Source organism: Arthrobacter sp. AL12 (genome assembly GCF_029960645.1).
Classification (GTDB): domain Bacteria; phylum Actinomycetota; class Actinomycetes; order Actinomycetales; family Micrococcaceae; genus Arthrobacter.
This window is the reverse complement of the sequence record NZ_JASBQY010000001.1, coordinates 448,186-473,933: the sequence shown is the minus strand read 5'-3', so window position 1 is coordinate 473,933 and position 25,748 is coordinate 448,186. Positions and strand designations below refer to the sequence as shown.

Below are 25,748 nucleotides of genomic sequence, written 5' to 3'. Positions count from 1 at the left end.
CAGTGCTATCTGCCAGTCTAGGGACGCGATCTCCCGATCAGGACGCCGCTGTGGAGTGCCGCCGACTTTGTGTCAGACGCAGGGGTCGAATTCGGTAGGCTGAGGCCAGCCGTGTCTTCGACACCAACACGGCTACGTCATAGAGCCGCAAGCGGCTGCTTGAAGCATTCCATCGACAAGCCGACAGGGATTATTGATGCATGGGTTGACCCGGTGACTGACTTGGTTCGGTGGGGTCGAGCTTATTTCGCCATGCAGGCGATTGCCGGTTTCTCCTGGTGGGCCGCGGTCTTCGTGGCGCCCGTGGTGCGCCGGGTGACTCTCGGTAATCTCGACCCGGCCGCGGTGGCGGTCTTCGATATTCCACTGTTTGTCGTCGCCTCGGCCGTGGCGGCTTCCGGCGTCAGGGCTGCCGCGGTGGTGGCCACTGTCTGGACAGGCGTCGTCGCCGCCGCACTGGCGGTATATGCCACGATCACCACCGAAGCGGGCTGGGGCGTACTGAGCATGGGGGCGGCCGCCGCAGGTTCGCTGATTGCGCTCTGCCTCGTCCTGCTGGGGCGCGTACCGACCGAGTGGATCGTCCGCGGTCCGTTCGCATTCCGTCCCGCCAGCAGCCGCCGGACCGCGGCAGCCCACGTGGCTTCGACATTTGGGCAAATCGTCCTCTTCTGGGGGTTCTTCCTGGTGGTGATTCCGGCCGCCTTGGCGTTTCTCCAACAGCGGTGGGCGGTGACGCTCCCGTTTCCGTGGGTTGCAGGTCCTGTCGGTGTCACGGTTCTCGTGCTCGCCAGTGCCCTTGGCGTCTGGTCGGCCGTAGTGATGTCGACGCTGGGAGCCGGCACGCCGTTGCCGTCGGCGATGCCCAATCGTCTGGTCATCGCAGGGCCATATCGCTGGATTCGTAATCCGATGGCTGTCGCGGGCATTGTCCAGGGCGCCGCGATCGGACTCATCCTGCAGTCATGGCTCGTCGTCGCCTACGCGGTCGCGGGCTCGCTGGTGTGGAACTACGCCGTCAGACCGCTTGAGGAAACTGACCTCAAGGAACGGTTCGGCGAAGAATTCCGGCACTACCGCAACACGGTGCGCTGCTGGATCCCTCAACTATCAACGAGCCAGCGCTCTCCGATACGTTGGCGGGCGCGTGGGCCAACTTCCTAGCCTGCCGTGGGCTCAGGGTCTGCGCAGGAACTCCCTCACTGTGGGGTGAGAACGCCTCGTCCCGCTCCGATTCGATCAGGAGTACCGGCGCCGTCAGGGCTGTGAGGGCGGGTGCCCCCGGTGCTCCCGTGGCCGGCAGATGCGCGAAGTCGTTCATATCCCGCAGGGCGGACAGCAGGTCCGCTTTCCCCAGCCGGCTGAGGATGTCCGTGAGCAGCGTGTTCCAGAAAGCAGCGTCGTCCTGCGAGCCCGGGACAAACCATCGGCGCCAGGTCCAGCCGGTCAACGAACGCACGGCTTTTTCCGGAAGGACGGCGAGGACGCGGAGCAGGAGCGGAAGTAACGGAAGCGGCGCCGCGGCGGGGCCTCCGGTGTTCGCGAGCACAAGGCTCCGCACACGTTCGGGGTGCCGGCGGGCGAACGTCTGGGCCACGAAGCCGCCGAAGGAGGAGCCCAGCACATCCGCCTGCCTGACGCCCTCGGCGTCCAGGATCGCCGCCAGGCCGTCCGCGAGCCCGGCGAGGCCGCCGGACGGCCGGGGGTCCGCGTCTGGTTTACTGGTCCGTATGATCAGGGATGCCAGGGCAGGGGACCTGTCGAAGCTGCGCGGCATCGAAGCCGCCGCGGGCGAGGCATTCCGGCACATCGGCATGTCAGCGATCGCGGACGATCCGCCGCCGGCCCTGGATGCCCTGGCCGTCTACCAGCAGGGCGGCAGAGCCTGGGTGGCCACCGATGCCGCGGACGATCCGATCGCCTACCTTCTGCTCGACGTCGTCGACCGGTTCGCGCACATCGAGCAGGTGACTGTCCACCCCCGATATGCCCGCCGCGGTATTGGCCGGTTGCTCGTCGAGGAAGCGGCCCGCTGGGCCGGAGCCCGCGGACTGTACGGACTGACCCTGACGACCTTTGAAGAAGTCCCCTGGAATGCCCCCTATTACCGGCGCCTCGGTTTCCAGGAGCTGCCCGAATCCCAATGGTCGGAAGGCATCCGGCAAATCGTGCAGTCCGAACGTGAGCACGGTCTGGCGGTCTGGCCACGCGTTGTTATGAAGAAGGCGGGCACGTCCAGCGGCAGGTCGGCCGTCCCCAGCAGCGAATCTCCGAGATGAAACTGAGTATCTATTGACGTGATACTCAGTTTCACTGTAGAACGGTGGGATGGTTCTTGACAATGTCGTTAAAACTGCCACGCTCGCAGGGGCCGGCACAGCTGCCTCCGAAGGCCCCGCAAGGTCGGCCAGCGCGTCCGCGGAGGCTCTCCTGGCTGCAGAACGCCACGGTCCGCAGGGCGCGCCCGGCGCAGTCCCGCGCCCGGTCCGAAGCGTTGGAGTCATTGGGGCCGGGCTCATGGCTAGTCAGCTCGCCCTGCTCTTCGCCAGGCAGCTTGGGGTTCCTGTGCAGCTTCAGGGCGGCCTCACACCGATGCTTGACCTCAGCGGCGCCTCCCGGCGCGTGTGGGGAAAGGAATTCCACCCCGGCCCCGGCTTTACCGAATAGCCATCGCGCGCGGACCGTCCAAGAAGCGCCGCACCTCGCCCTGTTCCTCAATTCCTCCGCTAAGGATGCAAGCCATGCCCGACTATGACGTCTCCGAACCGCTCGATACCGACTACTACTCCGTCTTTGCGAATATTCCTGCTCCCGACCGCGAAGTCTGGGACCGCGCCAGGGCCTTCACGGCGGAGGCAATGCCGCAGATGAACGACTACTGGGAGCGCGCCGAGTTCCCCGCCCACCTGGCGAAGCGGATGGGCAGCCTGAACCTGCTGGCCGACGGCATCGAGGTCCCGGGCCTGGACCTGATGTCGCCGCTGGGCGCCGGACTGGTCAACATGGAAGTCTCCCGCGGGGACGGTTCGCTCGGTACCGTGATCGCAGTCCAGGGCGGCCTCGCCATGCGCTCTATTGCATTCTTCGGGTCCGAAGCCCAGCGCGAGACCTGGCTGGGTCCGCTGGGCCGTGGCGAAAAGCTCGGCGCCTTCGCCCTGACGGAACCGGACCACGGTTCGGACTCCGTGGCACTGGAAACCACCGCCACCCTCGACGGCGGGGAGTACGTCCTCAACGGCGAGAAGAAGTGGATCGGCAACGGCGCGGCGGGGGATGTCTCCGTGGTCTGGGCACGCGATGACGCCGGGGATGTCCGCGGCTTCCTTGTGGAGCAGGACCGGGAGGGGTACGAGGCTGAGACCATCACCGGAAAGGCGTCGCTCCGCGCGATACACCAGGCCCGGATCCGGCTCAACAATGTCCGCATCCCCAAGGCCAATCTGCTCCCCGGCGCGCGCACGTTCAAGGACACTTCAAAGGTCCTGGTGGCGACGCGGCTGGGTGTGGCCTGGTCGGCCCTTGGCCATGCCACCGCCGTCTACGAAGCCGCGCTGAACTATGCCACACAGCGCACACAGTTCGGCAAGCCGCTCGCGAAGTTCCAGCTGGTCCAGGAACGGCTGACCTACATGCTTTCGGAGCTGACCAGCATGCAGCTGCATTGTGTCCATCTGGCGGGTCTTGATGCGGCCGGCCTGATGCGCCCCACGCAGGCCGCGATGGCGAAGTACCACAACACCCGCAAGGCCCGCGAGCTGGCATCCATTGCCCGCGATATGTTGGGCGGCAACGGCATCCTTCTGGAAAACCACGTGATCCGGCACCTGCTGGACATCGAATCCATCCATACCTATGAAGGCACGCAAAGCATTCAGACCCTATTGATCGGCCGCGATGTCACCGGACAAAGCGCCTTCGCCTAAAGGACCCGCCATGACCACCATCGAGCGTCCCAACGAAACCCCGCTGAGCCCCCTGCGGTTCCTCCAGCGCTCCGCCGAGGTCTTTGGACACAAGACGGCGATCATCCACGGCGACCGCTCCTACACGTACTCGGACTTCGCCGCCGAAGCCCAACAGCTGGCCAAGGCGATCAGGAGCAGGATCCAGCCAGGCGACCGAGTGGCCTTCCTGTGTCCCAATGTGCCTGAACTGCTGATTGCCCACTACGCCGTTCCACTCGCCGGGGGCGTCCTGGTGGCCCTGAATACGCGGATGACCGCCCGGGAACTCCAGTACATCCTGGAGCACTCCGAAGCCAGGCTGCTGTTTGCCGATTCGGAACTGCTCGGCACCGTGGCGGGACTGGACCTTGGCCTGACGCAGGTGGCCGGCGTGATCGAAGTGCCCGACAGCACCATCCCCGATCCGGAGGTTCCGGCGGGGCTCAGCACCACCCGCTATGCGGATTTCCTCGCGGGACCGGACAGCGGGGACGCAGATCTCCCGTGGGGGGTCCAGGACGAACGCGCCCCCATCACGCTGAACTACACCTCAGGGACAACGGGCAAGCCCAAGGGCGTGCTGTATTCACATCGCGGGGCGTACCTGAACTCGCTCGGGGAAACCATCCACAACCAGTTCACCGGCGACACCCGCTATCTGTGGACTCTTCCGATGTTCCACTGCAACGGCTGGTGTACGACGTGGGCAGTGACCGCCGTGGCGGGTGTCCATATCTGCCTGCGTGCCGTGCGCGCGGATGCAGTCTGGGACGCCATTGACACCCTCGGCGCCACCAACCTCTGCGGCGCACCCACGGTGTGCAGCATCATTGCCGGCGCGCCCCAGGCGCACGAGCTGACGGCACCGCTGCTGATCACGACGGCGGGCGCCCCGCCCTCGCCCGCGATCATCACTTCCCTGGACTCACTCGGGATCACCGTGGTGCACGTCTACGGGCTCACCGAGGTGTACGGCCCCTACACGATCTGCGAGTACCAGTCCGAGTGGGATGAGCTGTCCCCGCAGGAACGGGCCGTAAAAATCTCACGGCAGGGGGTGGGGATGCTCCAGGCCGAGACGGCGCGCATCGTGGACCTGGACATGCTCGACGTCCCGGCGGACGGCACCACGCTGGGTGAAATCGTGCTGCGGGGCAACAACGTGATGCTCGGATACTTCAAGGACCCCGAGGCCACGGCCGAGGCCTTCGCCGGTGGCTGGTTCCACACCGGAGACCTCGGCGTGATGCATCCGGACGGCTACATCCAGCTCAAGGACCGGGCCAAGGACATCATCATCTCCGGCGGAGAGAACATCTCCACCATTGAAGTCGAGCAGGCCATCAGCAGCCACCCTGCCGTGCTGAACGTGGCCGTGATCGGCGTCCCGCACGAGAAATGGGGCGAACGTCCGGTTGCCTTTGTCATCCGCAGCAGCGCCAGCCCGGTCACCGCCGAGGAAATCCGCGCGCACGTCCAGGGTCTGCTCTCCGGATTCAAGGTGCCGGACCGAATCCTCTTCCCCGACGAACTCCCGCACAACTCCACCGGCAAGGTCCTGAAATCCCAGCTGCGCGCCCTGGGCGTCAGCGCCGTAGCGCTCAGCCAGGAAGCCGCGAAATGAGCGGCCAGGCCGCCGTCGCACTCTGCCGCGGCGGTCAGGGCGACGCGCTGTTACTGTACCGGGATGGCATCAGTGGCTAGTTTCCGTTCCGAGGTGGCCGAGGCCGCACTGGATCTGTTCACGGACAACGGCTACGACCCGACCAGCGTGGACGATATTGCCCTGGCGACCGGGATCTCCCGAAGCACCTTCTTCCGCCAGTTCCGCGCCAAGGAAGACGTGATCTTCGCAGACCACGAGGCCTTGCTCGATGAGCTGGGCAGCTATCTGGCCGCGAGCCATCCCGATCCGTGGGAAGCAGTGTGCGAGGCCGCGGCCCTCGTCTTTGGGAAGTTCGCTGAACGCCGGAAGATAGCGCAAAAGCGTTACCATGTGGTGCAGGCGGTGCCCGCGCTCCGGGACCGGGAAACGATCATGGTATCCCGCTATGAGCGGCTTTTCTCCGACTACCTCCGGCAGGCACTCCCGGGCCTGGCGGCACTTGATGCGATCCGGTTCGCGGCGGCCGTGACGTCCACGCACAACTATGTGCTGCGCGAGATGATGCTGGATTCCCCCCGCGGATCCCTCCGGAACTTAGAACACGAACTGCTGGCGGTTCGCCGCATCTTCGGCGTCCTGTCACCGGGCGACCCGTCCGTTGCCCCGGCCGAGGATGACCTCGTGGTGGCTGTTTTCCCCCGCTCCACACCCGCCGCTGAAGTGGCGCGCCGCATCCAGGACACGCTCGACGGGCGCTCCGTCTAGCCACCACATCCGGCATCGGCCGACACGAATAGAGTCCCACCATGCGAAAGATACGCAGCTGATCGCTAGTTGTCTGTCAGGAGTCTCGCGTAGTTCGCCATCGAGCGCTGATACCGGGGCAAATGGGGAATGAGTGCCTCGAGCGCGACGCGCAGGGCCTCATCATGACGGCCGGCGTCTCGTAGGGCCAGGGCCCGCACGGCGCTGGGTGCCCCGCCCAACGCATGGGGATCGGCGTGGGCGAGGATCTTTAGGGCTTCTGCCGTGTGCCCGAGGGCACGCTGAGAGCTGGCCATCTGGACATAGGTTCGTGTCTGCCTGGTGGGGTCGAGCCCGGCAGCGAGCCCGGACTCGTAGAAGGAGACGGCGTCCGGCGTCCGTCCGGTTGAATCGCGGATGCAGGCGCGTTCGAAATCTGCGCGTCCGTCGGTTGCGGGTGATGCGGCAGCGAGTTCGTCCAGTTCGTCGATGATTTCTTCGCCGCCGGTCGGTGACGCCGCGAAGGCCGCCCAGAAAGCCGCTATGCGGCGCTCCCACTCGTCAAGTGTCATGGGCCGATCCTACGTGAGCTCAGGTGCTCACTTGCGCTCCGCCGGAGCCGACGCCGTCGCGGGCCTTCCGGGGTTGTACCGTGGGGCCGATGACTATATCTGAATTTCTCACGGCGTACGACCAGCAGCTCCGGACGGATGCTGAGACCCCCAGCGCGGTCGCCGTCCAGCGTCTGGGTCCGTTGCGGCTTGTCACCTTTGCCGGCGGCCGCGGTTTCGTGACCTATCAGGACCTCGGTGGGGCCGGCGCGGAGACAATCGCGGAATGGGTGGCGGAAACGCTGGCGTTCTACCGGGCGGATCCGGCAGTCGTGCGGGTCGAGTGGAAGACCCGCGGCCACGATTATGCGCCCGGACTTCGTGAGGCGCTGTTCCACAACGGATTTGAGCCTGAAGAGAGCGAATCGATCATGATCGGTCCGGCCGGCGCGTTGGCTGTCGATGTGAAACTCCCGCCCGGCGTCAGCCTGCGGAGAGTGACCGAAGAACCCGACATCCGCGCCATGAGCGCCATGCAGGACAGGGTCTTTGGCAGTCCCGTCTCCGACGACAACGCTGAAGCGCTCCTGCGGCGGGTGGCATCCGACGACGGGATGCAACTCTGGGTCGCCGAGCACCAGGGGCTGATCGTCAGCGCGGGCCGGCTGGAACCGGTTCCGGACACGGAATTCGCCGGCATCTGGGGCGGGGCGACCCTCAAAGAATGGCGCGGCCAGGGGATCTACCGTGCTCTGACCTCCGCCCGTGCCCGGGCTGCGATGGCGCTGGGCAAGAGCTTCATCCACAGCGACTCAACGGAGTATTCGCGACCGATCCTGGAACGCTACGGTCTGCTCCGGGTGTCAACGACGACTCCGTATTGCTGGCGCCGCTAGGGTCCGAAACGGCGGTGGTGTCACCTTGGCCAGTTCGCCGGCATGGCGCTTCATGGCCCAGGGTTGGATCATCGGGGCCGAAGGCTTCTCCCCGGCGAACAGCCTTCCCCCGTTATCGGGAATTGTCCTGATTCTCGTGTGGTCCGTGTGGCTGCTCGTCAGTGCCTTGTTCGGGAAGGATCCGCCGTCGCGCGACAGGGCGCAGGCTTAGGGGACGACGGCGGCGCCAGCGATGCCCCGGCGGCTGGGACGGAACTCTTTCGGCGCCCGCCGCGCCGTGGCAGACTGCGGCCATGAGTATCGAGCAAGGGTGGCCGAAGTTGAAGCCCTCGACGCGGGATTGGCTGATCGCAAACAACGGCGACGCGGTGCCGGCGGAGGTGCTTCGTGAGATCGAGGAGGCTGGCGGATCCGCCGCTTCCGGCGCCTGGTGGGTGGGTGAGCGCGGGCCCGCCGGCTTCTATTTCCCGGACGAGGCCGTCGACTGGATTGAGGCCGTCGCAAACGGTGAGACCCCCGCCGGCCGCTGACGTTCGCGGAATGAGTTTCCGCGTCAACCCACAAAGTGCCCCCAAGGCTGAATGGCGGGGGCACTTTGTGGAGGCCGGCACGGCCAATGCTGTCGGGTCGTTTCGGGCTGCCTAGTGCGTCAGGTCCTTGCCCTTGGTCTCCGGGATGGTGAAGACGAACAGCACGCTGACCAGCAGCAGGGCCACGGCATAGACGTTGAATACGTTGGCCAGGCCGATGGTCCCGAGCCAGGTCTGCAGGTACGGGGCGGTCCCGCCGAAGACGGCCACGCAGATGGAGTACGGGACGCCGACGCCGATGGTCCGGATGCTCGTTGGGAACAGCTCCGCGTAGACGGCGGGAACGATCGCTGCGCTGGCGGCAATGAAGATCAGCATGACGGACATGGCCACGGCCAGCTGCCAGGCCGAATCCTTGAGCAGCCAGGTCATCGGGAAGTGCATGACGGCGGCTCCGGCCGCACCGGTCCAGAGCACCTTCTTGCGGCCGATCCTGTCGGACAGTCTGCCCCAGAACGGCAGGACGGCGATGAACACGATGTTGGCAACGACACTGGCCCAGAGGGTTTCACCGCGGTCGATCTTCAGCGTCGTCGCCGCGTAGCTCGGGGCCACGACCCCCCAGATGTAGTAGATCACCGTGAGGCCAACGGTCAGCCCGATGACCTGGAGGGCCTGTTTGCGGTACTGCACGATCTGCGGCCAGATCGGGGCGCGCTTCTCGGAGGCCGTCTCGCCTTCGAAGGTCTCGGACTCGTGCAGCTTGGAGCGCATGATCAGCGCGTAGAGTCCCATGACGGCACCGACCAGGAACGGGATGCGCCAGCCCCAGTCATTCATGGCCTGGGTGCTGAGGGTCATGTTGAGGACGGCGCCCAGCAGCGTGCCGGCCAGGATTCCTACCGTGCCCGAGGCGTAGATCAGCGTGGCCCACAGGCCGCGCTTCTCTTTTGGGGCGACTTCGGAGAGGTACGTCTGCGATGACGGCAGCTCACCGCCGTGGGCCAGGCCCTGGATGAGCCGGGCCACCAGCAGCATCACCGAGGCCCAGACGCCGATGGTGGCGAAGGACGGTGCGACGCCGATCATGAGGCTGCCCAGCGACGCGAGGCCGACGGCGAGCGTCATGGACGTCTTGCGGCCGATCCGGTCGCCGATCCAGCCGAAGAGGAAGCCTCCGACCGGACGTGCCACGAAGCCGACGGCGAAGATCGCCAGCGTGGCCAGCACCGCCGAGGCAGGATCGGCCTTGCTGAACAGCTGGCTGGCGATAAACGGTGTGAACGTGGCGTAGATCGCCCAGTCGTACCATTCGACGGCGTTCCCGATGCCCGTCCCGAGGAGGGTCTTCCGCGTGGCGGCCCGGCTGGAGAGCCGGGGGTTGGTGATGGTGGTCATGTTGTCTCCGAGATGTAGGGCTAGGAAGCGGCGGGCGTGGGGGTGCCGGCGGACGCCAGGGCGGCGATCCGGGCAATGGCGAGCTCGGCGTAGAGCGCCGCGCCGTCGGCGAGGACGCCGTCGTCGAACGTGGCGTACGGGGAGTGGTTGAAAGCGGTTTCGGTGTGGTCCGCGTCCGGGGCGACGGCGCTGAGCCCGATGAACGTGCCCGGCACCTCTGCCATCACCCGGGAGAAGTCCTCGGAGCCGCTGAGCGGGGTGGCCCAGCGGGTCAGCCGGGATTCACCGAAGAGGTTCTGGATGGTTTTCTCCGCCGTGAGGGTCTCGTTTTCGTCCGTGATGCTCAGCGGGTATTCCCCGCGGTATTCGACCTCCACCTCCAGGCCGTGGGCATGGGCGATGCCCTTGACGAGCATGGGAACCGCGGACATCATCCGTTCGCGGGAGGCGTGCGAGAATGTCCGGACGGTCGCCTCGATGCGCGCCGATTCGGGGATCACGTTCCGGGCGGTGCCCGCGTGCAGGACGCCGACGGTCAGCACGACCGGGTCGAACATGTTGAACTGCCGCGTGATCATGACCTGCAGCGCGGTCACTATCTCGGCGGCCGCGGTGACGGGGTCCTTGGCCGCGTGCGGGGCGGAGCCGTGGCCGCCGGCGCCCAGGACCGTGATGAACAGCCCGTCCGAGGCGCTCAGCATCACGCCCGGCTTCGTGGCGAACTGGCCGTACGGCTCCAGCGAGGAGAAGACGTGCATGCCGTAGGCGGCGTCCGCGCGCCGGCCCGCGGCGTCGAGCACCCCTTCGCGGATCATGTGCCCGGCGCCGTCGTAGCCCTCCTCGCCCGGCTGGAACATCAGGACGACGTCGCCGGCCAGCTGCCCGCGCCGTTCGGCCAGCAGGGTGGCGGCCCCGGCCAGCATCGAGGTGTGGAGATCGTGCCCGCAGGCGTGCATGGCGCCGTCGACCCGGGAGGAGAAGCCGACGCCGGTGCGCTCCTGGACGGGAAGGCCGTCCATGTCCGCGCGCAGCAGGACAACAGGTTTGTCGGCCGACGTGTGCGGTGCGCCGCCGCGCAGGACCGCGGTGACCGACGTCGTGCTCCCGCCGAGGGTGATTTCGTACGGGAGGCCGTCGAGGGCCTTGAGGACTTTCTCCTGGGTGCGGGGGAGTGCCAGGCCGATCTCCGGCTCCTGGTGCAACTCGTGGCGCAGCCGGGTGATCTGGCTGTGCAGTTCCCTGGCATCGGCGGTGACCGACATATGTTCCCTCTTCCGAAACGGTTGGTAAGTACTAGCCCCCATTGTGGAGTGACTGGAGTCACATGCCGGTGAATGGCTGGAAAAATGCAAGAATATGATGGTTAAAGCAGGAATCATGCATCGATGGCGGAGGTCCCGTGGGCATCAGTGAGGAAGACCTTCAGCTGATCAACGCGCTGCAGATCGCGCCGAGGATCAGCTGGTCGGACGCCGCCGGCATTCTGGGCGCCCACGCCACCACGCTGGCGGCCCGCTGGGACCGGCTCAAGGCCTCCGGCACCGCCTGGAGTACGGCCCACCTGATGGGCGATCCGAAGCAGATGTGTCTTGCGCTCGTGGACGTGGACTGCGACATGGAGCTCCGCGCCGAGGTGACGGCAGCCCTGGCGGCCATCCCGGAGGTGGTCACGGTGGAGGAGGCGGCCAGCAACCGTGACCTCATGCTGACGGTCATCACGCCCACCCTGGCCGACTTCAGCGGCCACGTGATGCCGCAGTTCCGGAGGGTCCCGGGTCTCATCAAGTACCAGACGTCGCTGTGCACGCGGCTGCATTCGGGCGGGTACGCGTGGCGGCTGAATGTCCTTGACAAGTCGCAGAAGGCCGCGCTCCAGGGGCTGGCGGGGCCCGAGGCCTCCGGCGTGGCCCCGGGCGGGAACCAGGGTGCGCCGCTGCCGCCGAGCCACCTGGACCTGATCCCGTTCCTGGCCCGGGACGGCCGTGCAGCGGCCGCGGACATCGCCCGAGAGCTGGGACGCAGTCCGGCCACGGTCCAGCGGCAGCTCAACCGGGTACTCGCCAGCAAGGTCCTCTCGTTCCGGTGCGAAATCGCGCAGAAATACTCGGGATATCCGGTGACCTGCCAGTGGTTCGCCAACGTCCCGCCCGGCGAGCATGAGGCCGCCGCGGCGGAGCTGCGCAGCTTCCGCAACACCCGGCTCAGTGCCTCCACCACAGGCCGCACCAACTTCGTCATCCTGATGTGGCTGCATTCCCTGGCCGACGTGATGAACGCCGAACAGGCCCTGCAGCTAAGGATCCCCGGAATCCAGCTCGTGGAGAGCGTGGTGGTGCTCAACGCCGCCAAGCGGGTCGGCTGGATGCTGAACCCGGATTCGACGGCGACCGGCGCCGTCGTCGTGCCCGCGGCGGAGTTGGCACCGACGGCGTGAGGGCCGGGGCGGAGGCCACATTACGGGGCGCCTAGTTCTTCTTCCAGTGCTTGGGCCACTTCATGTTCATTAGCAGCAAGCCCAGCAGGAGCGCGTCCACCGTCATGATGGCGCCCATGAGGTAGGCCCAGCCGATCATCATTGGGTGCCCCCTGCCGGCCGGCAGCCCGAAGTGTGGGGGTGGACCGGAATGCCCATGACAATCTCCTGACCTGGTAGCCCCCCAGACACTCGATAGTCGTCCCAGTGTGCCACGGCGGCGCCCTCGAGGGAACGGCAAAGCTAGGGGTCTCCGCAGCGCCCGCGGACGGTGCTGGAAGGCTCAGCGCGCGGTGGGAGGCCCAGCCTTGATGATGTCCACGATCTTGGAAAATCCCAGCCGCTCGGCGTTCTCCAACGCCGTTCGCCCCTGCGGGTCCGGGATCGTGGGGTCCGCGCCGGCGGCGAGGAGTTGCGCCACCACGTCCTGTTGACTGGGGCCTCCGCTGGCCACGGCGGCGCCGTTGGCGAGTGTCAGCCGCAGGACCTCGTTGAATCCTTCAGCCCCGGCGTAGAGGAACGCTGAATCCTGGATCGGGTCCTTGGCGTTGACGTCGCCGCCGGCCCGGATCAGCTCCGCCACCCGACCGGCGTCGTTGGCCTTGGCAGCCTGGACAAGGCGCCGGTCCAGTGCCGCCTGAGCCTCCCCGGGAACTGCCCCGTCCGTCGGGGACTCGAGCCGGAGAGGACGTTCGGTTCCCGCGCCACAGGACGTCAGCCCGAGCACCGCTGCCCCGATCAAGACAAGATTCCGGATCCCGGCCAAGGTGACGGCTACTTGGCTGTGGCCGGCGCGGCACCGGCGACGGATTCCGCCCCGGCTGCGGCGCAGGCTTCGTCGAGCATGCCGTCGGGGGCGCCGCCGACGCCGATGCCCGCCACGGACACCCCGTTGACCTTCAGCGGGACCCCGCCTGCCAGGAAGAGCGTGCCGGGGAGGTCAGCGATGCTCGGCCCGTTTCCGTTGATCCGTTTGGACAACTCACTGGTAGGCGTTCCGAAGGCCGCGGCGGTGTAGGCCTTTTGCCGGGCCGCCTCGATGGTGTGTTCGGCGGCGTTGTCGCCGCGGAGAAGGGCCTGTACGGTCCCGAAGCGGTCGACCAGTGCCACCGTCACGAACGGCAGCTTGTCGGCCTGGCATTTCCCGAGGGCGGCCTGGACGGCGGCAGCGGAAGCACCCACGCTGATGCGGTTCTGGGCGATAACGTTCTCCGGGGCCGGATGGATGTCTGCCGCCGGGACGGCGAGGCTGGCCGCGGCCGGGGTGGGCCCGGTGTTGGCGGCGGCCGTCAGCCCGCCGGTCAGGAGCAAGGCGCCCGTGGCAGCGGCGGCAGTGATGATCTTGTTGGACTTTTTCATGGTTTCTCCTTGGAGTGCGGTCTCGGGGCTTGCTCCAGGCTGATGGCCCGGCCCCGAATCCATCTTTTCCGCTCCCGTGCGGGTCGGCATCGGGCCTTCGTCTGGCGCTTCCTCCCCTGTAAGGGCAGCAGTATCAGCCAAATGGCTGAGGCGGCGCCACGGCGCGCGCCCTAGCATGGTGGGTAGTACTCCATCCACCGGAACCGGATCCCATGCCTGACTTACCAGCCTCCCCGCCGGAGCCCTCGCAGCGCGACAATGCCACCGGAAGGGGGACCCTTGGCCGGATCGACGCAGTCGTCCATCTTGGTTTTGCCGTGCTCCTGGTGGCGTCCGCGGTCCGCTACATGATGCGGCACAGCCCCGCGGATAACTTGGGGGTTCTGGCACTCGCCGCGGCGGTCTGTACGCTCTACGCGCTGATCGCCGTGCTCTCGCAGCGGCGGCGGCCGTGGGCGGTGTGGATGTTCGTCCTGGTAGTGCTCTGGGCCGTGCTGGTGATTGTGGCACCGAGCTTTGCCTGGTGCTCGTTCGCGCTGTTCTTCCTGTGCCGCACGGGCTTCACCGGGTGGGTCGCCTACCTCGCCGGCGGCGCGACGGCGGCCGCGACGGCGTTCGGACTCTTCCGGCTTGGCGGCGGCACCGACGTCGCCATGCTCCTCGGTCCCTTGGCGGTCGGCGTCATGCTGACACTGATCCATGACCGCATCGAGCACGACGCGGAGGAGCAGCGCCGGCTCCATGCGGCGGTGTCGCTGGCGCAGGGTCAACTGGCGGCCACCGAGCGCAGGGCGGGGAGCATCGAGGAACGTGCGCGGGTTTCCCGGGAGATTCATGACACCGTGACCCAGGGCCTGGCCAGCAGCCTCCTGCTCTTGGAGGCGGCCCACCGGTCCTGGCCCACCCCGGCCGCACGTGAGGACGTCCGCTCCGCCAGCGGTGTGCTGCGTCAGAACCTGGCCGAAACCCGCAGCCTGGTCCACGACCTCGCTTCCCCTGGGCTGGAAACGGCGCCACTGCCGGAGGCCATATTCAAAGCGGCATCGCAGTACCTGCCGGGTGTGCACCTGCTGGTCACCGGCGAGCCCCGTCCCGTTCCCGCCGACACCCGGCACGCCCTGCTGCGGGTGGTCCAAAGCGCGGCCGCCAACACGGCGCTGCATGCGTCCGCGGCCAACGCAACGGTAACGCTGGGCTTCCTCCCGGGCTTCGTCACACTGGATGTGTTCGACGACGGCGCGGGCTTCGATCCGTCGTCGCTGGCGCCACCGTCGGACGCTGGAGGCTACGGACTGCGCGCCATGCGCCAGCGGGTCGAACAACTCGGCGGGGTATTCTCGGTGGAAAGCAGCCCCGGTGGCGGGACGGTTGTGGCCGCGGAACTGCCGACCAGGAAGAAACTGTGAAGACCATAACCGTGCTGCTGGCCGATGACCACATGGTGGTCCGTAGCGGGCTCAAGGCGCTGCTGGGGACCCAGCCCGGCATTGAGGTGGTGGCCGAGGCCGCCTCGGGTGAGGAGGCTCTCGCCCTGGCGGGGCAGCACGGCCCGGCTGTGGTGATGATGGATCTCGCCATGGGTGCCGGAATGGACGGCATCGAGGCCATCAAGCAGCTGCGGCAGCGCAACAGCGGGCAGGCGATCCTCGTGTTCACCACCTATGACTCCGACGCCGACATCGTGCGCGCAGTCGACGCCGGGGCGATGGGCTATCTCCTCAAGGACGCCTCCCCCGAGGAGATCTTCGCAGCTGTCCGCGGCGCAGTCCAAGGCCAGAGCGTGATGAGCGCACCGGTAGCCTCCCGGCTCTTCCAGCAACTGCGCAACCCCGACGCCATCCTGACCCCGCGCGAGGCCGAGCTGCTGAGCCTCCTGACCGAAGGACTCAGCAACCGCGAACTCGGCCAGCGGCTGTTCATTTCCGAGGCAACGGTGAAGACGCACCTGGCACATATCTACGCGAAACTCGGGGTCGAAACCCGTTCCGCGGCGATCGCCACCGCCATCCGCCGCGAGGGCATGCGCTAGGGGCCGTTGCCCGTAATCCCCGCCCAGGCTTCGTAGCCTTGGGCTTTGTCGATCATCTTCCGTGGGCTATTGCCTTCCTGCGCCAGCCAGAGGACGTTGGAGTCCCTCGTAGCGTGGTCAACGAGACCTGTGCGGACGGGGTCTCCCCGGCGCCGGATTTCCACTGTTGCACCGATGAGGCGAGCCCAGTCGTCATGACGGGTGATCAAGTTCGTTCCTTTCAGAGTGGTCTTGCTACCAGCCGCGCTGGGCGAGGCGGTGCGGCTCGGGGATCTCGTCCACGTTGATGCCGACCATGGCCTCGCCCAGGCCGCGGAGGCCTTGGCGATCTCGTCAAGGGTGAGTCGGCCCGCGCACCTCCCGGCTAACGCGTGATCAGTACAGGAAAATCGGCAGCCAGTCGCGGTTGTGCGCGTGCACCAGGGCGAGGAACAGCACGAAGTCGAAGGTCAGGTGCACGGTCACGACATAGGTGAAGGACTTCGTCAGCTTGAAGGTGTAGCCCTGCAGCAGCGCGAACGGGAACGTCAGCAGCGGCCCCCAGGCCTGGTAGCCGATCTCCCACAGAAAGGACGAGAAGATCACGGCCTGCAGGACGTTGGCCTGCCAGTCCGGAAAGTGTTGCCGCAGCAGGGTGAACGTGGTGCAGATGAAGAACAGCTCATCCCAAATCCCAACGGCGTTCACTCCGAGAAAGAGCTTCCAGAAGATGGCCGGATCGGAGGCGTCCGGCCAGTTTTGGTAGACCCCGGTGCGGATCAGGTAGACGGGCAGAATGAAGCAGCCGAGCAGGACCACGCCGATCAGGTACAACCTGGCGGTCAACGGCCATTTTCGGCCGGTGTTTACCGGAAATTTGATGATGTCCTCGCGGTAGACGACCCGCGACACCAGCCACGGCACCAGCACAGCCATGGCGAGGGCGCCGCCCATAAGGACCATGTGCTGCGTGCTCAAGTCAGCGTCCAGCGGAACCATGCTGATAATGACCATCCCCGCCGCAATCAGCGTGAGATGCCGCATCAGTTCACGGTCAATGAAAGCCGCCGTGGCCAGACCCGCGGCAAGTGTGCCGTAGCCAAGGTCATTCTCCGCGCCAAACAGCAGCACTCCGGACGCCGAGACAAGCCCCGCCGGCATCAGCTTCCAGCTGAGCGCCGTGCGTTGACCTTCTCTAGAGATCGATGTCACTCCACCAGCATGCCAGTGCCGTCGGTGGCGCGGAACGGTTAAGGGCCAGGTGGGCACCTCGGGCCATGGGCGGCTGAGTCACGTTTCACCCCGGAAGTACAACGGCGGCACGCCCAAGGGTAGATCGGCCCTACCGACAGGCTGGCGGCCGGGCCGATAATCGGGGGTATCCACCCCTTGCAGACTATGGAGGCGATCGACGTGTCGGTTTACACGCTGGGAATCTGGTTGGTGCATCCGGGCCGCGAGAATGATTTCGTTCAGGCCTGGCGGGATCTGGCCCGGAAAACCCAGGAAGACTTCCCGCACGCGAAGGCCGTGCTGATGCATGACCACGCCGTCCGGAACCGGTTCGTCAGCACCGGGCCGTGGGAGTCCCTGGAACAGGCCGAGCAGTGGCGCGCGTCCGAGGTGTTCAAGCAGAGCATGGCAGGCATGCGCGAGATGCTGGAGCATTTCGAGGCACGCACCCTGGATGAGGCGGCCAGCATCGGCTGGGACTCGCCCTAGCCGTCCGGTATCCGAAGTGACCGCGGCCCCCGTCAGATCAGTCCTGCCGCGGTTTGGCGTGGAACAGTGGGCGGCAGTCGGTGCAGACGTCGACGTCATCATCCGGCGATCCGCTGCGACCCAGTGTGACCTTGCGCTCCAGCTCCAGGCGGCCGTGCAGGGCCCATGCCATCACACTCAGGGACAGGATGCCGACGGCGATCTGGGCTGCCGGGAGTGCCTCTCTTGCCGAACTCGACCACACCGCGCCGAAGAGGCCCAGGGCGGGCCAGCGTAGATCGCACAGTGTGGCTGCTGCGCCGATCGGCGCGTTCACGTAGCTGCCGGCCAGGACGCCGGCCAGGATTGACCCCGCACCCACCAGGGCGTAGCCGGTCCAGCCGGTGCCGGCGCCGGCCATCATGCCGTTGGCGGCCAGCAGGAAGGTCGCGGCGAGGCCGGCCGCGACGACGGCCGCGGCCACGCGCGGCCGGGGCCAGTTGCGGAGCACCTGCTGCGGGAGCTGCCGGACGCGGCCGGTGCGTGACCCAGCCGTGCCCGGGGGGATGTTCTCTTCGGGTTTGCTGTGGACGGTCATGGCTGTTCCTGGTCTGCGAGGGGACGTTGTGGCTGAAGGGCGGTCCAGATGATCACGGTGACCACCAGGGCGGTGGAGAGGAAGCCGAGCCCCGAATACCCGACGGCGGCCAGCACCGGGCCGGCCAGTGCGCCGCCGGTTGCCCCGGCGGCGTTCATGCTCAGGTCCGAAACGCCCTGGATCGCCGGCCGGTCCTGCACGTGGGCCGACTCGGCCACGAGAGCGGAGCCGGCAACCACCGAAGCGGACCAGCCAAGCCCCAGCAGGATCAGGCTCGCGGTCACGGCGGTGCCGGAATCCGGCGCGACGCCGGCCAGCACCAGTGAAGCCAGCAGCATGCCCTGGCCCAGCAGGATGGTGGGCAGCCGCCCGGCCCTGTCCGCCATCCAGCCGAAAACGGGGGACAAGGCGTACATGCCGGCGATGTGCAGGCTGATCGTCAGGCCCACCACCGTGAGGCTGGCCCCATGGTCGCGCAGGTGCACGGGCGTCATCGACATGAGCGCCACCATGGTGGCGTGGCTGAGGGCGACGGCGGCCACCGCATATCGCGCCCTCGGGTTGCTTCGCAGAATCCGCAGGCCGCTCTTGGGCCGGGGTGCTTCCAGATCGGGCACACGGGAGGCCATGGCGGTGAGGAGAGGGTCTGTCCGGAGGCCGGTCGCGTAGACGATGGCGGCCGCCAGCTGGGCGGCCACGGAAAAGGCGAACGCGCCCGTCAGCGGGGGCAGGCCAAGGGCGGCGCCGACGGTCTCGCCGGGACCGAAGAGGTTCGGCCCCAGGACGGCTCCGATCGTGGTGGACCACACCACAATCGAGAGGTCCCGGCCTCGGGAGTCGGGCCGGGAAAGGTCGGTGGCGGCGAAACGCGCCTGCAGATTCACGGCGGAGCCCGAGCCGAGGAGCATGAGGCCCAGCAACAGGAGCGGAAAGACACCCAGCGCAGCCGAGGTGATAGCCGTTACGGCTCCCGCGCCGGCAATCAGGGCCCCGGTGGAGAGCGAGATCCGCCGGCCACGGGCCTGGGCCAGCCGGGCCAGGGGGACCGCGGCGAACGCGGCGCCGAGGGTGCTCATCGTGGCGGCCATGCCGGACCACGCGTTGGACCCGGAGAGCTGAGCTGCCAGCAGGGAGCCCAAGGAAAGCGTCGCCCCCATTCCGATGCCGCCAAGGATCTGGCCGCCGACGAGGACCGAGACCACCCGGCGCTGGAGGCGCTGGTCTTCCAGCCCGGGCGGTATTGAAGCCGTGATGCGCCCAGGCCTGGTGGCCTGGTCCGGCTGCGAGCCTTCCGGCAGTTTCTGCGTGTCCATGCTGATCCTTCGTGGCTCCCGGGGCTTCCCCGGGGGCCGGGGACCTCTCCAATATACCCTATGGGGTATTATTGTTCCATTAGGTGCGGCATCCGCGGCACCCCGAAATTGGAGTTCCTATGTGCGCTGCAGTTCGTTGTAATCGTTGTGGAAAAATCACCTGGGCCGGCTGTGGCGAGCACGTCGACTCGGTAATGGCCGATGTCCCCCAGGATCAGCGCTGCACATGCGACGGCTAAACGACGCAGTGTAGCCCGGAATTTGGGGCCCGAGGCAGCTGGGCCGCGCCAGCTGGGACTCGCCCTAGCGGTCCGTTTCCACGCCGGCCAGCGCATCGAGGACTGCCGGCATGAGCACGCCGTTGCGTCCCCACACCGGGTCGAAGACCTCCACGTACCAGGACTCGGCCAGCAGCAGGGCGAGGGTGTCGTTGGCCTCCCGGGACCAGTCCCGGAGCTGCTCTTCGCCAGTCGGGCCTTCGCTGCTGCCCAGGACTGTCGCCACTTCGCCGTCCTGCAGGGTCACGGGGATGGAAGACTGGCTCGCTTCGCCGGGAGCGTGGGCCACGGTCACCAGATCGGTCCGGCCGGACAGCTCCAGGAGCGCTGCCGCTGACTCCGCACTGCAGAATCCCGTCACGTAGGCGCGCTGCGAGAGCCCCTCTGCGAGTACGCCGGGTTGCGATTCCTTGGTAAAGAGCCCGTTCCGGTTCAGCTCCGCGAGCTCGCCGGCGATGGACTTCGTTTCATCGTCGAAGCTCGGGGCAAATGTGCCCGGCTGGTACTCGCTCCGGCCTTCCAGCCAGCGCGCGGTCAATTCGCCCGCCGCGGGGATGGTGCCAGCCTGCCGCCAGACCTCGCGGTCCGCCAGGAGCCGCCCGAAAGTGTCACGTTCGGTGGTGTATCTGTCTTCTGCCATCGGATCTACGCCTCCCTGGCGTTGGTGACCTGCGAGGAGCCGGGCAGCACGGCGAAGATGCGGTCGGCTATCCCATTAACCATAGTGAGTCGGTAACCAATGCGACGCGGGGTCAACGACACGTCCTCCACCTCCTGTGATCTGCTGGCTTGTTAAGCAATCTATTGCCAGCGGGCCTGGGTTCGCAGGTTCTCGTCCCACTTCGTCACTCAAGCGATGCCCAGTTTGACCTGTCCGTGGACCCTCGGCCCGCGGCGTTCACCAAAAACCTCCCCGCGGACTAGAGTTCACACTGGGCGCCGAGCCCCAGAGCCCCCGCGCATCCGCGGCGGAGAAGTACCCAGGAGTCAGCAGTGCGGCACGGATCCAAGCCCACCATCCGCGACGTCGCGGAGGCGGCGGGAGTGTCCCTGACCACGGTCTCCTACGTTCTTTCCGGCCGCCCCGGCGGAAACACGCGGATAAGCCAGCCCACGCAGGACCGGGTCCGTGCCGCGGCCCACGAGCTCGGGTATGTGCCCAACCGGGCCGCCCGCGGGATGCGGCGCGGACGCACCGACGTCGTGGCCGTGGCCATCACCGACCTCGACGATCCCCGGGACCGCGCGCTCGCCGCGGCGGCCGCCAGGGTCCTGCCCTCGCACGGCTACCAGCCGGTCATCCTGGTGGGCGAGAGCTGGCGGCAGTTCATGCTCTCCGGCGGCGCCGACGCCGTCATCCTCGGCTCCGTGCCGGCGGAGCGCACCGCCGTCGACCTCGAGACGATGGCGGAACTCGTCGAACGCGGCGTGGCCCTGCTGGTTTTCTCGGACACCCTGCAGCCGCAGGGCGTCGACGTCCTCGCACCGGCGGCTGCGGGGAGAGCGGACGCCGTCGTCGAGCAGGCCGTCGCGACGTTGATCGCGCGGCTTCGGGACTGACCGCCCGGACAGCGCGGGCCGGACACTGCAGCTAGCCGTCCTGCAGCGGACGCCGTGCCAGCCAGGCCGCGACGATGGCGCCGGAAATGTTGTGCCAGAGCGAGAACACGGCCGAGGGCAGCGCGGTCAGCGGGCTGAAATGCGCCGTCGCCAGGGTGGCGGCCAGACCGGAGTTCTGCATGCCGACCTCGAAGGCCAGCGCGCGGCGGGCCTTGTCGTCCAGGCGCCCCAGCTTGCCCGCGAGGTACCCCAGGCCCAGGCCGAAACCGTTGTGCAGCACCACGGCCAGGAACACGATCCCGCCCGCGGCGACGATCTTGCTCGCGGATCCGGCCACCACAATCGCCACGATCAGTGAAATGACGACGGCGGAGGCCCAGGGCAGCGCCGGCAGCACCCTGGCGACCAGCTTCTTGAGGAACAGCCGGGCCAGCAGGCCGGCGATCACCGGCAGCAGCACGGTCTTGACGATGTCCACGACCATGCCGCCGGCGTCGATCTGCAGATAGGAACCGGCCAGGAACAGCACCAGCAGCGGAGTCACGACCGGAGCGATCAGGGTGGACACGGAGGCGACGGCGACCGAGAGGGCGACGTCGCCCTTGGCCAGGAATGCCATCACGTTGGACGCCGTGCCCGAGGGTGCGCAGCCGACCAGGATCAGGCCCACGGCCAGTTCCGGCGACAGGTTCAGGGCAACGGCGATCAGCCAGCCGGCGCCGGGCATGATGACGTAGTGCGCCACAATGCCGAGCACCACGGCCCAGGGACGCTTGGCCACCGAAGCGAAGTCGGGCGGCGTCAGGGTCAGGCCCATGCAGAACATGATGATGCCCAGCAGGTACGGCACGCTGGGGCCCAGGGGTTTGAATGCGTCCGGCAGCAGGTATCCGGCGACGCCGGCGGCGACCACCAGCAGCGGAAACACGGTCACCGCGATGCGGGCGATCCTTGCCTCGGCGGCGAGTGCGGGGTTGGCCGGGACGGCACTGGCCTCGGGGGCGGACTGTGGGGTTTTGGTTGCCTCAAGCATCCAAAGATGGTGCCACTACGCCCGCAGCAGCGCGAGTTCGTGACCGCTCCGCCCGCGAATATGTCAGATTTTTCTGCCCTGGTGGCCGGCTCCGCGGCCACCAGGCTGCGCTCCCGCCCACTTACTCCCGCCCACTTACTCCGGCCCGCACCCTGGAAGTCACGGCGTGCCGGCCGGAATCGCAGGGATTTCGGGCTGCGGCCGGGGAGTAACGGGGCAGGAACGCGGGCGGTGCGTGTTGCCGGCGGAAGGGCTACGCTCGAAAACATGACGCAGACCTGGGATCCGGGCCAGAGCGGAGTCCTAGAACTTCCTTCCGGACGTCTGATCCGCGGCCGAGGGCTGCTCCTGCCGTTTCCCGCCGGGCCGCGGCCGGAGTTTGGCCTCTACCTGCTGGGAAGGCGCCCGGCGCCGGTGCCATGGGATTGCCGGTGGGTCCGCTGGCGGGATTTTCGACTGCCGGCCGACGACGCCGACACTCTGGACGCGCTCAGGGAGGCCTGGTCCCGCGCCGAGAAGGAGCGGGTCGAGGTGGCCTGCTGGGGCGGCCGTGGCCGGACCGGCACCGCCCTGGCTTGCCTTGCGGTCCTGGACGGCGTCCCGCCCGCGGAAGCCGTAGCCTTCGTCCGGGCGTGCTACCGCCGGGGCGCCGTCGAGACTCCGTGGCAGCGGAAGTACGTGGCCAGGTTCCAGAACCCCCGGGGATAGAACGCCAAAAAGTCCCGACATTAGGTCACACGTCGGGTGCTGCGACCACAGGCGGGCCACCCGCTAAATGCCGCCTGGCTTGGCGGAGACCTGCCGGGCGATTCCGCGGGCTTGGGTAGTCTCGACTCTAAGACCGCTCGTCCCCGACCCAGGAGAACCCCGCTATGGCTACCGAAAGCCCAACCATCCTCGCGACCTCCGGGGGCTACAAGCCAGGGGAGCGGACACGCCTGGAGTTCAACAAGCTGGTCCATCACGCCGTGGACCTGTCCGGTGTCACCGGGCGGGCGCCCAGGGTCGCCCACGTCGGCACCGCCAGCGGCGACCAGCGGTGGTTCAACAACGAGATCAGCGAAGCGGGGAACGCTGCCGGCTTCCAGCTCACGCACCTGAACCTGTTCACCATGCCCAACGTTGCCAACGTCGAGGAATACCTGCTCGGCCAGGACCTCGTCTGGGTCAACGGCGGTTCCGTGGTCAACCTTCTCGCCGTCTGGCGCGCCCACGGGCTGGACGCGATCCTCCGGCGCGTCTGGGAAGCCGGGGTGGTGCTGGCCGGCGTCTCGGCCGGATCGATCTGCTGGTTCAACGGCGGGACCACCGACTCATTCGGTCCCGAGCTACGAGCGGTGGACAACGGGCTGGGACTGCTGCCCTACGACAACGGGGTCCACTACGACTCCGAAGCCGCACGCCGCCCGCTCGTGCACCGCCTGGTGGCGGACGGAACCCTGGGGGAGACCCACTGTACCGACGACGGCGTGGGGCTGCTCTACCGCGGAACGGAACTGGTTGAGGTGGTCACCGAAACGCCCGGCAGGGCCGCGTACCGCGTGCGGCTGGTCCACTCCGGGAATTCAACCGCTGAAGTGCTCGAGGAACGCCTGGAGCCAACGGAACTGTAGGGCCGGCGTTTCACTACCCCTGCGTCAGCCGGTAGCGCTCGATCTGCTTGAGCCGCCGCAGGAGGCTGTCGCGCCGCGGGTGCGGGACGGCGTCCGCCGGTTCGGCGGTGAGGTCGATGTGCTTGGTGCCGTACTGCCAGAGCAACAGGTCATCGAGGAGCCGGTCAGGGCCGGGGGAGTAGCGGTGGTCCAGGGCCCTGCGGACCTCGGTGATCCGGTTGGCGCTGAGCAGCCCGGCCAGCTGCATGGTCTGGTTCAGGCCGTGGGCGGCCATCAGCTCGGCGGCCCAGCCCCAGTCGTCGTCGACCTTCCGGTCCACGTGCGGCAGGAGCGTGCGCCAGACATCGCGGATCCGGTTCGGAGTGAGCTGCGCGGCGCCTTCGCCGTCCATGTCCCAGTAGCTGCGGACCTCTTCGTAGCGTTCGTGCAGGTCAGCGAATGCCCCCTCCACGGTTTCAAGCATGGCCGCGGTGGCGGTGAACTGGCGGTCGAAGTGCGGGGTCCAGGCGCGCGGGTCCTCGGCCTTGAAGCGGATGTCGTGCTCGATCTCGCTCCAGGCGTGCGCGAACACGGTGCGGATCTGGCATTCGAAGAAGTAGCTGCCGTTCGGCTGGACCTCCGGGTTGAAGCCCTGCTGGTACTCCTTGACGGCCTCGTTCTGGATGGTCCGCAGGATCAGGTGGCGGCTGGAATAACCGTACGTCCCCGACTCGATGGAGCCGATGTCCTTCTCGCGGTCCCCGCGGCAGTCAAAGAGTTGGCGCTGGCGCTTGATGAGGTTGGCGACCACCGCGTTTTCCGCCGGCAGCTTCGTGATCACCCGGATGCCCACCATGTCATTCAGGGTCCGGAACGGATCCGGGAACTTCAGCACCGGCGGGCCGCCCGGTTCCAGCGGCTCCTCGATGCGGGAGATCTTCTCGCGGAAGGATTCGACTGTCTTGGTGCGGCCGGTAACGAACAGCGGCGTCACCTCGGTGCCCTTGAGCATGCTCCGCAACGTCAGCAGGACCTCGCGGGTGACCAGCTTCAGGGCAGGGCGCACGCGCTCGTAGAGTTCCACGTTTTCCTGCACGGACGCGCGCAGTTTCGGGTCCAGTCGATCCCAGTTGCTTGCCATGCATCCAGCTTACGGCCGGGGTACGACGGCGGAGGGGGTGACACCCCCCGCGCTGACCGGCCCGGCAGCCCGGGCCGGTGGCGCCTTACGCCGTGCCGCGCGGCGCTCAAGGTAGGCTCCTCACATGGCTGATGTGCGGCGTCGGGCTTTGATCGCGGCCGCAGCGACGGTGACTCTGGGGGCAGTTACCGCCGCCTGTTCACCGGGCCCCAAGGAGGACACTGTGAAGCGGCATAGGTACAGCTACGGCGATGATCCCAGCCAGTGGGGGGATCTCATCCTGCCGGAGTCCGCCGTCACCAAGGGTGTGGTGGTGGTCATCCACGGCGGCTACTGGCGCTCGCAGTACGGCGCGGAACTCGGCGAACCCCTGGCCAAGGACCTCGCGGCGCACGGCATGGCCGCCTGGAATCTGGAGTACCGCCGGGCCGGCAACGGCGGAGGATGGCCCCATACCTTCGCCGACGTGCTCGCCGGAATCGACAAGCTCGGCGACGTCGCCGGTGAACACGGGCTGGGGCTGGACCGGGTCGTGGCGCTGGGACACTCCGCGGGCGGGCACCTTGCGGTCTGGGCTGCGGGCCGATCCCGCCTCGCCCAGCTCGGCGCCCCGGACGCGGACCGCCAGCTGCTGCGCAGGGACGACGGCGCTGTGCACCTGACCGGCGTCGTCAGCCAGTCCGGGGTCCTCAACCTCGCCGAAGCCGAACGCCTGAACCTCAGCAACGGCGCGGTCAGCAACCTGCTCGGTGGCTCCTCCCAGAGATACCCGAAACGGCATAAGTATGCGGACCCGATGAGCGCTGTGCCATTGAAGGTCCCCGTCTATGCCGTCCACGGCACGGACGACGACGACGTCCCCGAAAGCCTGTCCGACTCCTACGCTGCGGCGGCCAAGGCCGCCGGCGCCCCGGTCCAGCTCCTGAAGGTCCCGGGCGACCATTTCGCACTGATCGACCCGAAGGCCGCCGCCTACCGGAAGTGCCGGGAACTCGTGCAGCTGCTGCTCGGCTGACCTCTGCC

28 protein-coding genes and 1 pseudogene are annotated in these 25,748 nt (G+C 67.5%); 16 read left to right on the top strand and 13 right to left on the bottom strand.

Annotation, left to right across the window (positions count from 1 at the left end; all coding sequences use genetic code 11):
- The first annotated feature begins 252 nt into the window (after window positions 1-252).
- Complete coding sequence (locus QK291_RS02270) at window positions 253-1,164, top strand: isoprenylcysteine carboxylmethyltransferase family protein (RefSeq protein WP_282378955.1); 912 nt, start codon at window positions 253-255, stop codon at window positions 1,162-1,164.
- 346 nt (window positions 1,165-1,510) lie between these two features.
- Here the strand turns inward: QK291_RS02270 and QK291_RS19030 are convergent.
- Window positions 1,511-1,777, bottom strand: a pseudogene (locus QK291_RS19030) (alpha/beta fold hydrolase); the annotation flags it as partial.
- On the opposite strand from QK291_RS19030, the gene QK291_RS02260 reads away from it, so the two are divergent.
- From QK291_RS02260 to QK291_RS02240, 5 genes are all read left to right on the top strand, one after another.
- Window positions 1,731-2,279, top strand: coding sequence for a GNAT family N-acetyltransferase (locus tag QK291_RS02260; protein WP_282378700.1), 549 nt, complete (start codon window positions 1,731-1,733; stop codon window positions 2,277-2,279). The pseudogene QK291_RS19030 and the gene QK291_RS02260 overlap by 47 nt on opposite strands.
- Before the next feature lie 238 nt (window positions 2,280-2,517).
- Entirely contained in the window at window positions 2,518-2,667 is a 150-nt protein-coding gene (locus tag QK291_RS02255; RefSeq protein WP_282378964.1) for a hypothetical protein, read from the top strand.
- 65 nt (window positions 2,668-2,732) lie between these two features.
- Complete coding sequence (locus QK291_RS02250) at window positions 2,733-3,923, top strand: acyl-CoA dehydrogenase family protein (protein ID WP_282378698.1); 1,191 nt, start codon at window positions 2,733-2,735, stop codon at window positions 3,921-3,923.
- Between the two features lie 10 nt (window positions 3,924-3,933).
- The gene (locus QK291_RS02245) at window positions 3,934-5,568 is read left to right on the top strand and encodes an AMP-binding protein (protein ID WP_282378697.1); all 1,635 of its coding nucleotides are present in this window, start codon (window positions 3,934-3,936) and stop codon (window positions 5,566-5,568) included.
- Window positions 5,569-5,631: 63 nt separating this feature from the next.
- Window positions 5,632-6,315, top strand: coding sequence for a TetR/AcrR family transcriptional regulator (locus QK291_RS02240; protein WP_282378696.1), 684 nt, complete (start codon window positions 5,632-5,634; stop codon window positions 6,313-6,315).
- Window positions 6,316-6,380: 65 nt separating this feature from the next.
- Here the strand turns inward: QK291_RS02240 and QK291_RS02235 are convergent, their stop codons facing one another.
- The gene (locus tag QK291_RS02235; protein ID WP_282378694.1) at window positions 6,381-6,866 is read right to left on the bottom strand and encodes a tetratricopeptide repeat protein; all 486 of its coding nucleotides are present in this window, start codon (window positions 6,864-6,866) and stop codon (window positions 6,381-6,383) included.
- Window positions 6,867-6,955: 89 nt separating this feature from the next.
- Between QK291_RS02235 and QK291_RS02230 the strand changes: the two genes are divergently transcribed.
- The gene (locus tag QK291_RS02230) at window positions 6,956-7,741 is read left to right on the top strand and encodes a GNAT family N-acetyltransferase (RefSeq protein WP_282378691.1); all 786 of its coding nucleotides are present in this window, start codon (window positions 6,956-6,958) and stop codon (window positions 7,739-7,741) included.
- 293 nt (window positions 7,742-8,034) lie between these two features.
- Entirely contained in the window at window positions 8,035-8,271 is a 237-nt protein-coding gene (locus QK291_RS02225) for a hypothetical protein (protein ID WP_282378689.1), read from the top strand.
- A gap of 111 nt (window positions 8,272-8,382) precedes the next feature.
- On the opposite strand, the gene QK291_RS02220 is transcribed toward QK291_RS02225, so the two are convergent.
- Window positions 8,383-9,669, bottom strand: a complete 1,287-nt coding sequence (locus QK291_RS02220; RefSeq protein WP_282378686.1) for an MFS transporter — start codon at window positions 9,667-9,669, stop codon at window positions 8,383-8,385.
- A gap of 20 nt (window positions 9,670-9,689) precedes the next feature.
- On the bottom strand, window positions 9,690-10,931 hold the full coding sequence (locus tag QK291_RS02215) for a M20 family metallopeptidase (protein WP_282378684.1): 1,242 nt from the start codon (window positions 10,929-10,931) through the stop codon (window positions 9,690-9,692).
- 137 nt (window positions 10,932-11,068) lie between these two features.
- Between QK291_RS02215 and QK291_RS02210 the strand changes: the two genes are divergently transcribed.
- Entirely contained in the window at window positions 11,069-12,103 is a 1,035-nt protein-coding gene (locus QK291_RS02210) for an Lrp/AsnC family transcriptional regulator (RefSeq protein ID WP_282378682.1), read from the top strand.
- 322 nt (window positions 12,104-12,425) lie between these two features.
- On the opposite strand, the gene QK291_RS02205 is transcribed toward QK291_RS02210, so the two are convergent.
- Window positions 12,426-12,884, bottom strand: coding sequence for an ankyrin repeat domain-containing protein (locus QK291_RS02205; RefSeq protein ID WP_282378680.1), 459 nt, complete (start codon window positions 12,882-12,884; stop codon window positions 12,426-12,428).
- 32 nt (window positions 12,885-12,916) lie between these two features.
- Window positions 12,917-13,501, bottom strand: coding sequence for a heme-binding protein (locus QK291_RS02200; protein ID WP_282378678.1), 585 nt, complete (start codon window positions 13,499-13,501; stop codon window positions 12,917-12,919).
- A 212-nt stretch (window positions 13,502-13,713) separates the two neighbouring features.
- Between QK291_RS02200 and QK291_RS02195 the strand changes: the two genes are divergently transcribed.
- The gene (locus QK291_RS02195) at window positions 13,714-14,907 is read left to right on the top strand and encodes a sensor histidine kinase (protein ID WP_282378676.1); all 1,194 of its coding nucleotides are present in this window, start codon (window positions 13,714-13,716) and stop codon (window positions 14,905-14,907) included.
- Window positions 14,904-15,530 (top strand): response regulator transcription factor, encoded by a 627-nt coding sequence (locus tag QK291_RS02190; RefSeq protein ID WP_282378674.1) that lies wholly within the window; start codon window positions 14,904-14,906, stop codon window positions 15,528-15,530. The genes QK291_RS02195 and QK291_RS02190 overlap by 4 nt, the downstream gene beginning before the upstream one ends.
- On the opposite strand, the gene QK291_RS02185 is transcribed toward QK291_RS02190, so the two are convergent.
- Together QK291_RS02185 and QK291_RS02180 are read right to left on the bottom strand one after the other, a co-directional pair.
- A complete protein-coding gene (locus tag QK291_RS02185) occupies window positions 15,527-15,739 on the bottom strand; it encodes a hypothetical protein (RefSeq protein ID WP_282378672.1) in 213 nt (70 codons plus the stop codon). The two genes, QK291_RS02190 and QK291_RS02185, sit on opposite strands and share 4 nt — an antisense overlap.
- Before the next feature lie 166 nt (window positions 15,740-15,905).
- Entirely contained in the window at window positions 15,906-16,721 is an 816-nt protein-coding gene (locus QK291_RS02180) for a CPBP family intramembrane glutamic endopeptidase (RefSeq protein WP_282378669.1), read from the bottom strand.
- A 186-nt stretch (window positions 16,722-16,907) separates the two neighbouring features.
- Here QK291_RS02180 and QK291_RS02175 point away from each other — a divergent pair, with 186 nt between their 5' ends.
- Window positions 16,908-17,231, top strand: coding sequence for an antibiotic biosynthesis monooxygenase (locus tag QK291_RS02175; RefSeq protein ID WP_282378667.1), 324 nt, complete (start codon window positions 16,908-16,910; stop codon window positions 17,229-17,231).
- Between the two features lie 37 nt (window positions 17,232-17,268).
- On the opposite strand, the gene QK291_RS02170 is transcribed toward QK291_RS02175, so the two are convergent.
- From QK291_RS02170 to QK291_RS02160, 3 genes are all read right to left on the bottom strand, one after another.
- The gene (locus QK291_RS02170) at window positions 17,269-17,808 is read right to left on the bottom strand and encodes a hypothetical protein (protein WP_282378666.1); all 540 of its coding nucleotides are present in this window, start codon (window positions 17,806-17,808) and stop codon (window positions 17,269-17,271) included.
- Complete coding sequence (locus QK291_RS02165) at window positions 17,805-19,121, bottom strand: MFS transporter (protein ID WP_282378664.1); 1,317 nt, start codon at window positions 19,119-19,121, stop codon at window positions 17,805-17,807. The genes QK291_RS02170 and QK291_RS02165 overlap by 4 nt, the downstream gene beginning before the upstream one ends.
- A gap of 303 nt (window positions 19,122-19,424) precedes the next feature.
- Complete coding sequence (locus tag QK291_RS02160) at window positions 19,425-20,039, bottom strand: hypothetical protein (protein ID WP_282378662.1); 615 nt, start codon at window positions 20,037-20,039, stop codon at window positions 19,425-19,427.
- A gap of 353 nt (window positions 20,040-20,392) precedes the next feature.
- Here QK291_RS02160 and QK291_RS02155 point away from each other — a divergent pair, with 353 nt between their 5' ends.
- A complete protein-coding gene (locus QK291_RS02155) occupies window positions 20,393-20,959 on the top strand; it encodes a LacI family DNA-binding transcriptional regulator (protein WP_282378661.1) in 567 nt (188 codons plus the stop codon).
- Window positions 20,960-20,990: 31 nt separating this feature from the next.
- On the opposite strand, the gene QK291_RS02150 is transcribed toward QK291_RS02155, so the two are convergent.
- Window positions 20,991-21,992 carry a bile acid:sodium symporter family protein gene (locus QK291_RS02150; RefSeq protein ID WP_282378659.1) on the bottom strand — a complete coding sequence of 334 codons (1,002 nt, stop codon included), beginning with the start codon at window positions 21,990-21,992 and terminating at the stop codon, window positions 20,991-20,993.
- Window positions 21,993-22,259: 267 nt separating this feature from the next.
- On the opposite strand from QK291_RS02150, the gene QK291_RS02145 reads away from it, so the two are divergent.
- Together QK291_RS02145 and QK291_RS02140 are read left to right on the top strand one after the other, a co-directional pair.
- A complete protein-coding gene (locus tag QK291_RS02145) occupies window positions 22,260-22,700 on the top strand; it encodes a protein-tyrosine phosphatase family protein (protein WP_282378658.1) in 441 nt (146 codons plus the stop codon).
- Window positions 22,701-22,864: 164 nt separating this feature from the next.
- The gene (locus tag QK291_RS02140; protein WP_282378656.1) at window positions 22,865-23,605 is read left to right on the top strand and encodes a peptidase E; all 741 of its coding nucleotides are present in this window, start codon (window positions 22,865-22,867) and stop codon (window positions 23,603-23,605) included.
- A 13-nt stretch (window positions 23,606-23,618) separates the two neighbouring features.
- Here the strand turns inward: QK291_RS02140 and QK291_RS02135 are convergent, their stop codons facing one another.
- Window positions 23,619-24,725 (bottom strand): RelA/SpoT domain-containing protein, encoded by a 1,107-nt coding sequence (locus QK291_RS02135; protein WP_282378654.1) that lies wholly within the window; start codon window positions 24,723-24,725, stop codon window positions 23,619-23,621.
- A gap of 223 nt (window positions 24,726-24,948) precedes the next feature.
- On the opposite strand from QK291_RS02135, the gene QK291_RS02130 reads away from it, so the two are divergent.
- Entirely contained in the window at window positions 24,949-25,740 is a 792-nt protein-coding gene (locus QK291_RS02130) for an alpha/beta hydrolase (protein WP_282378651.1), read from the top strand.
- Window positions 25,741-25,748: the final 8 nt, after the last annotated feature.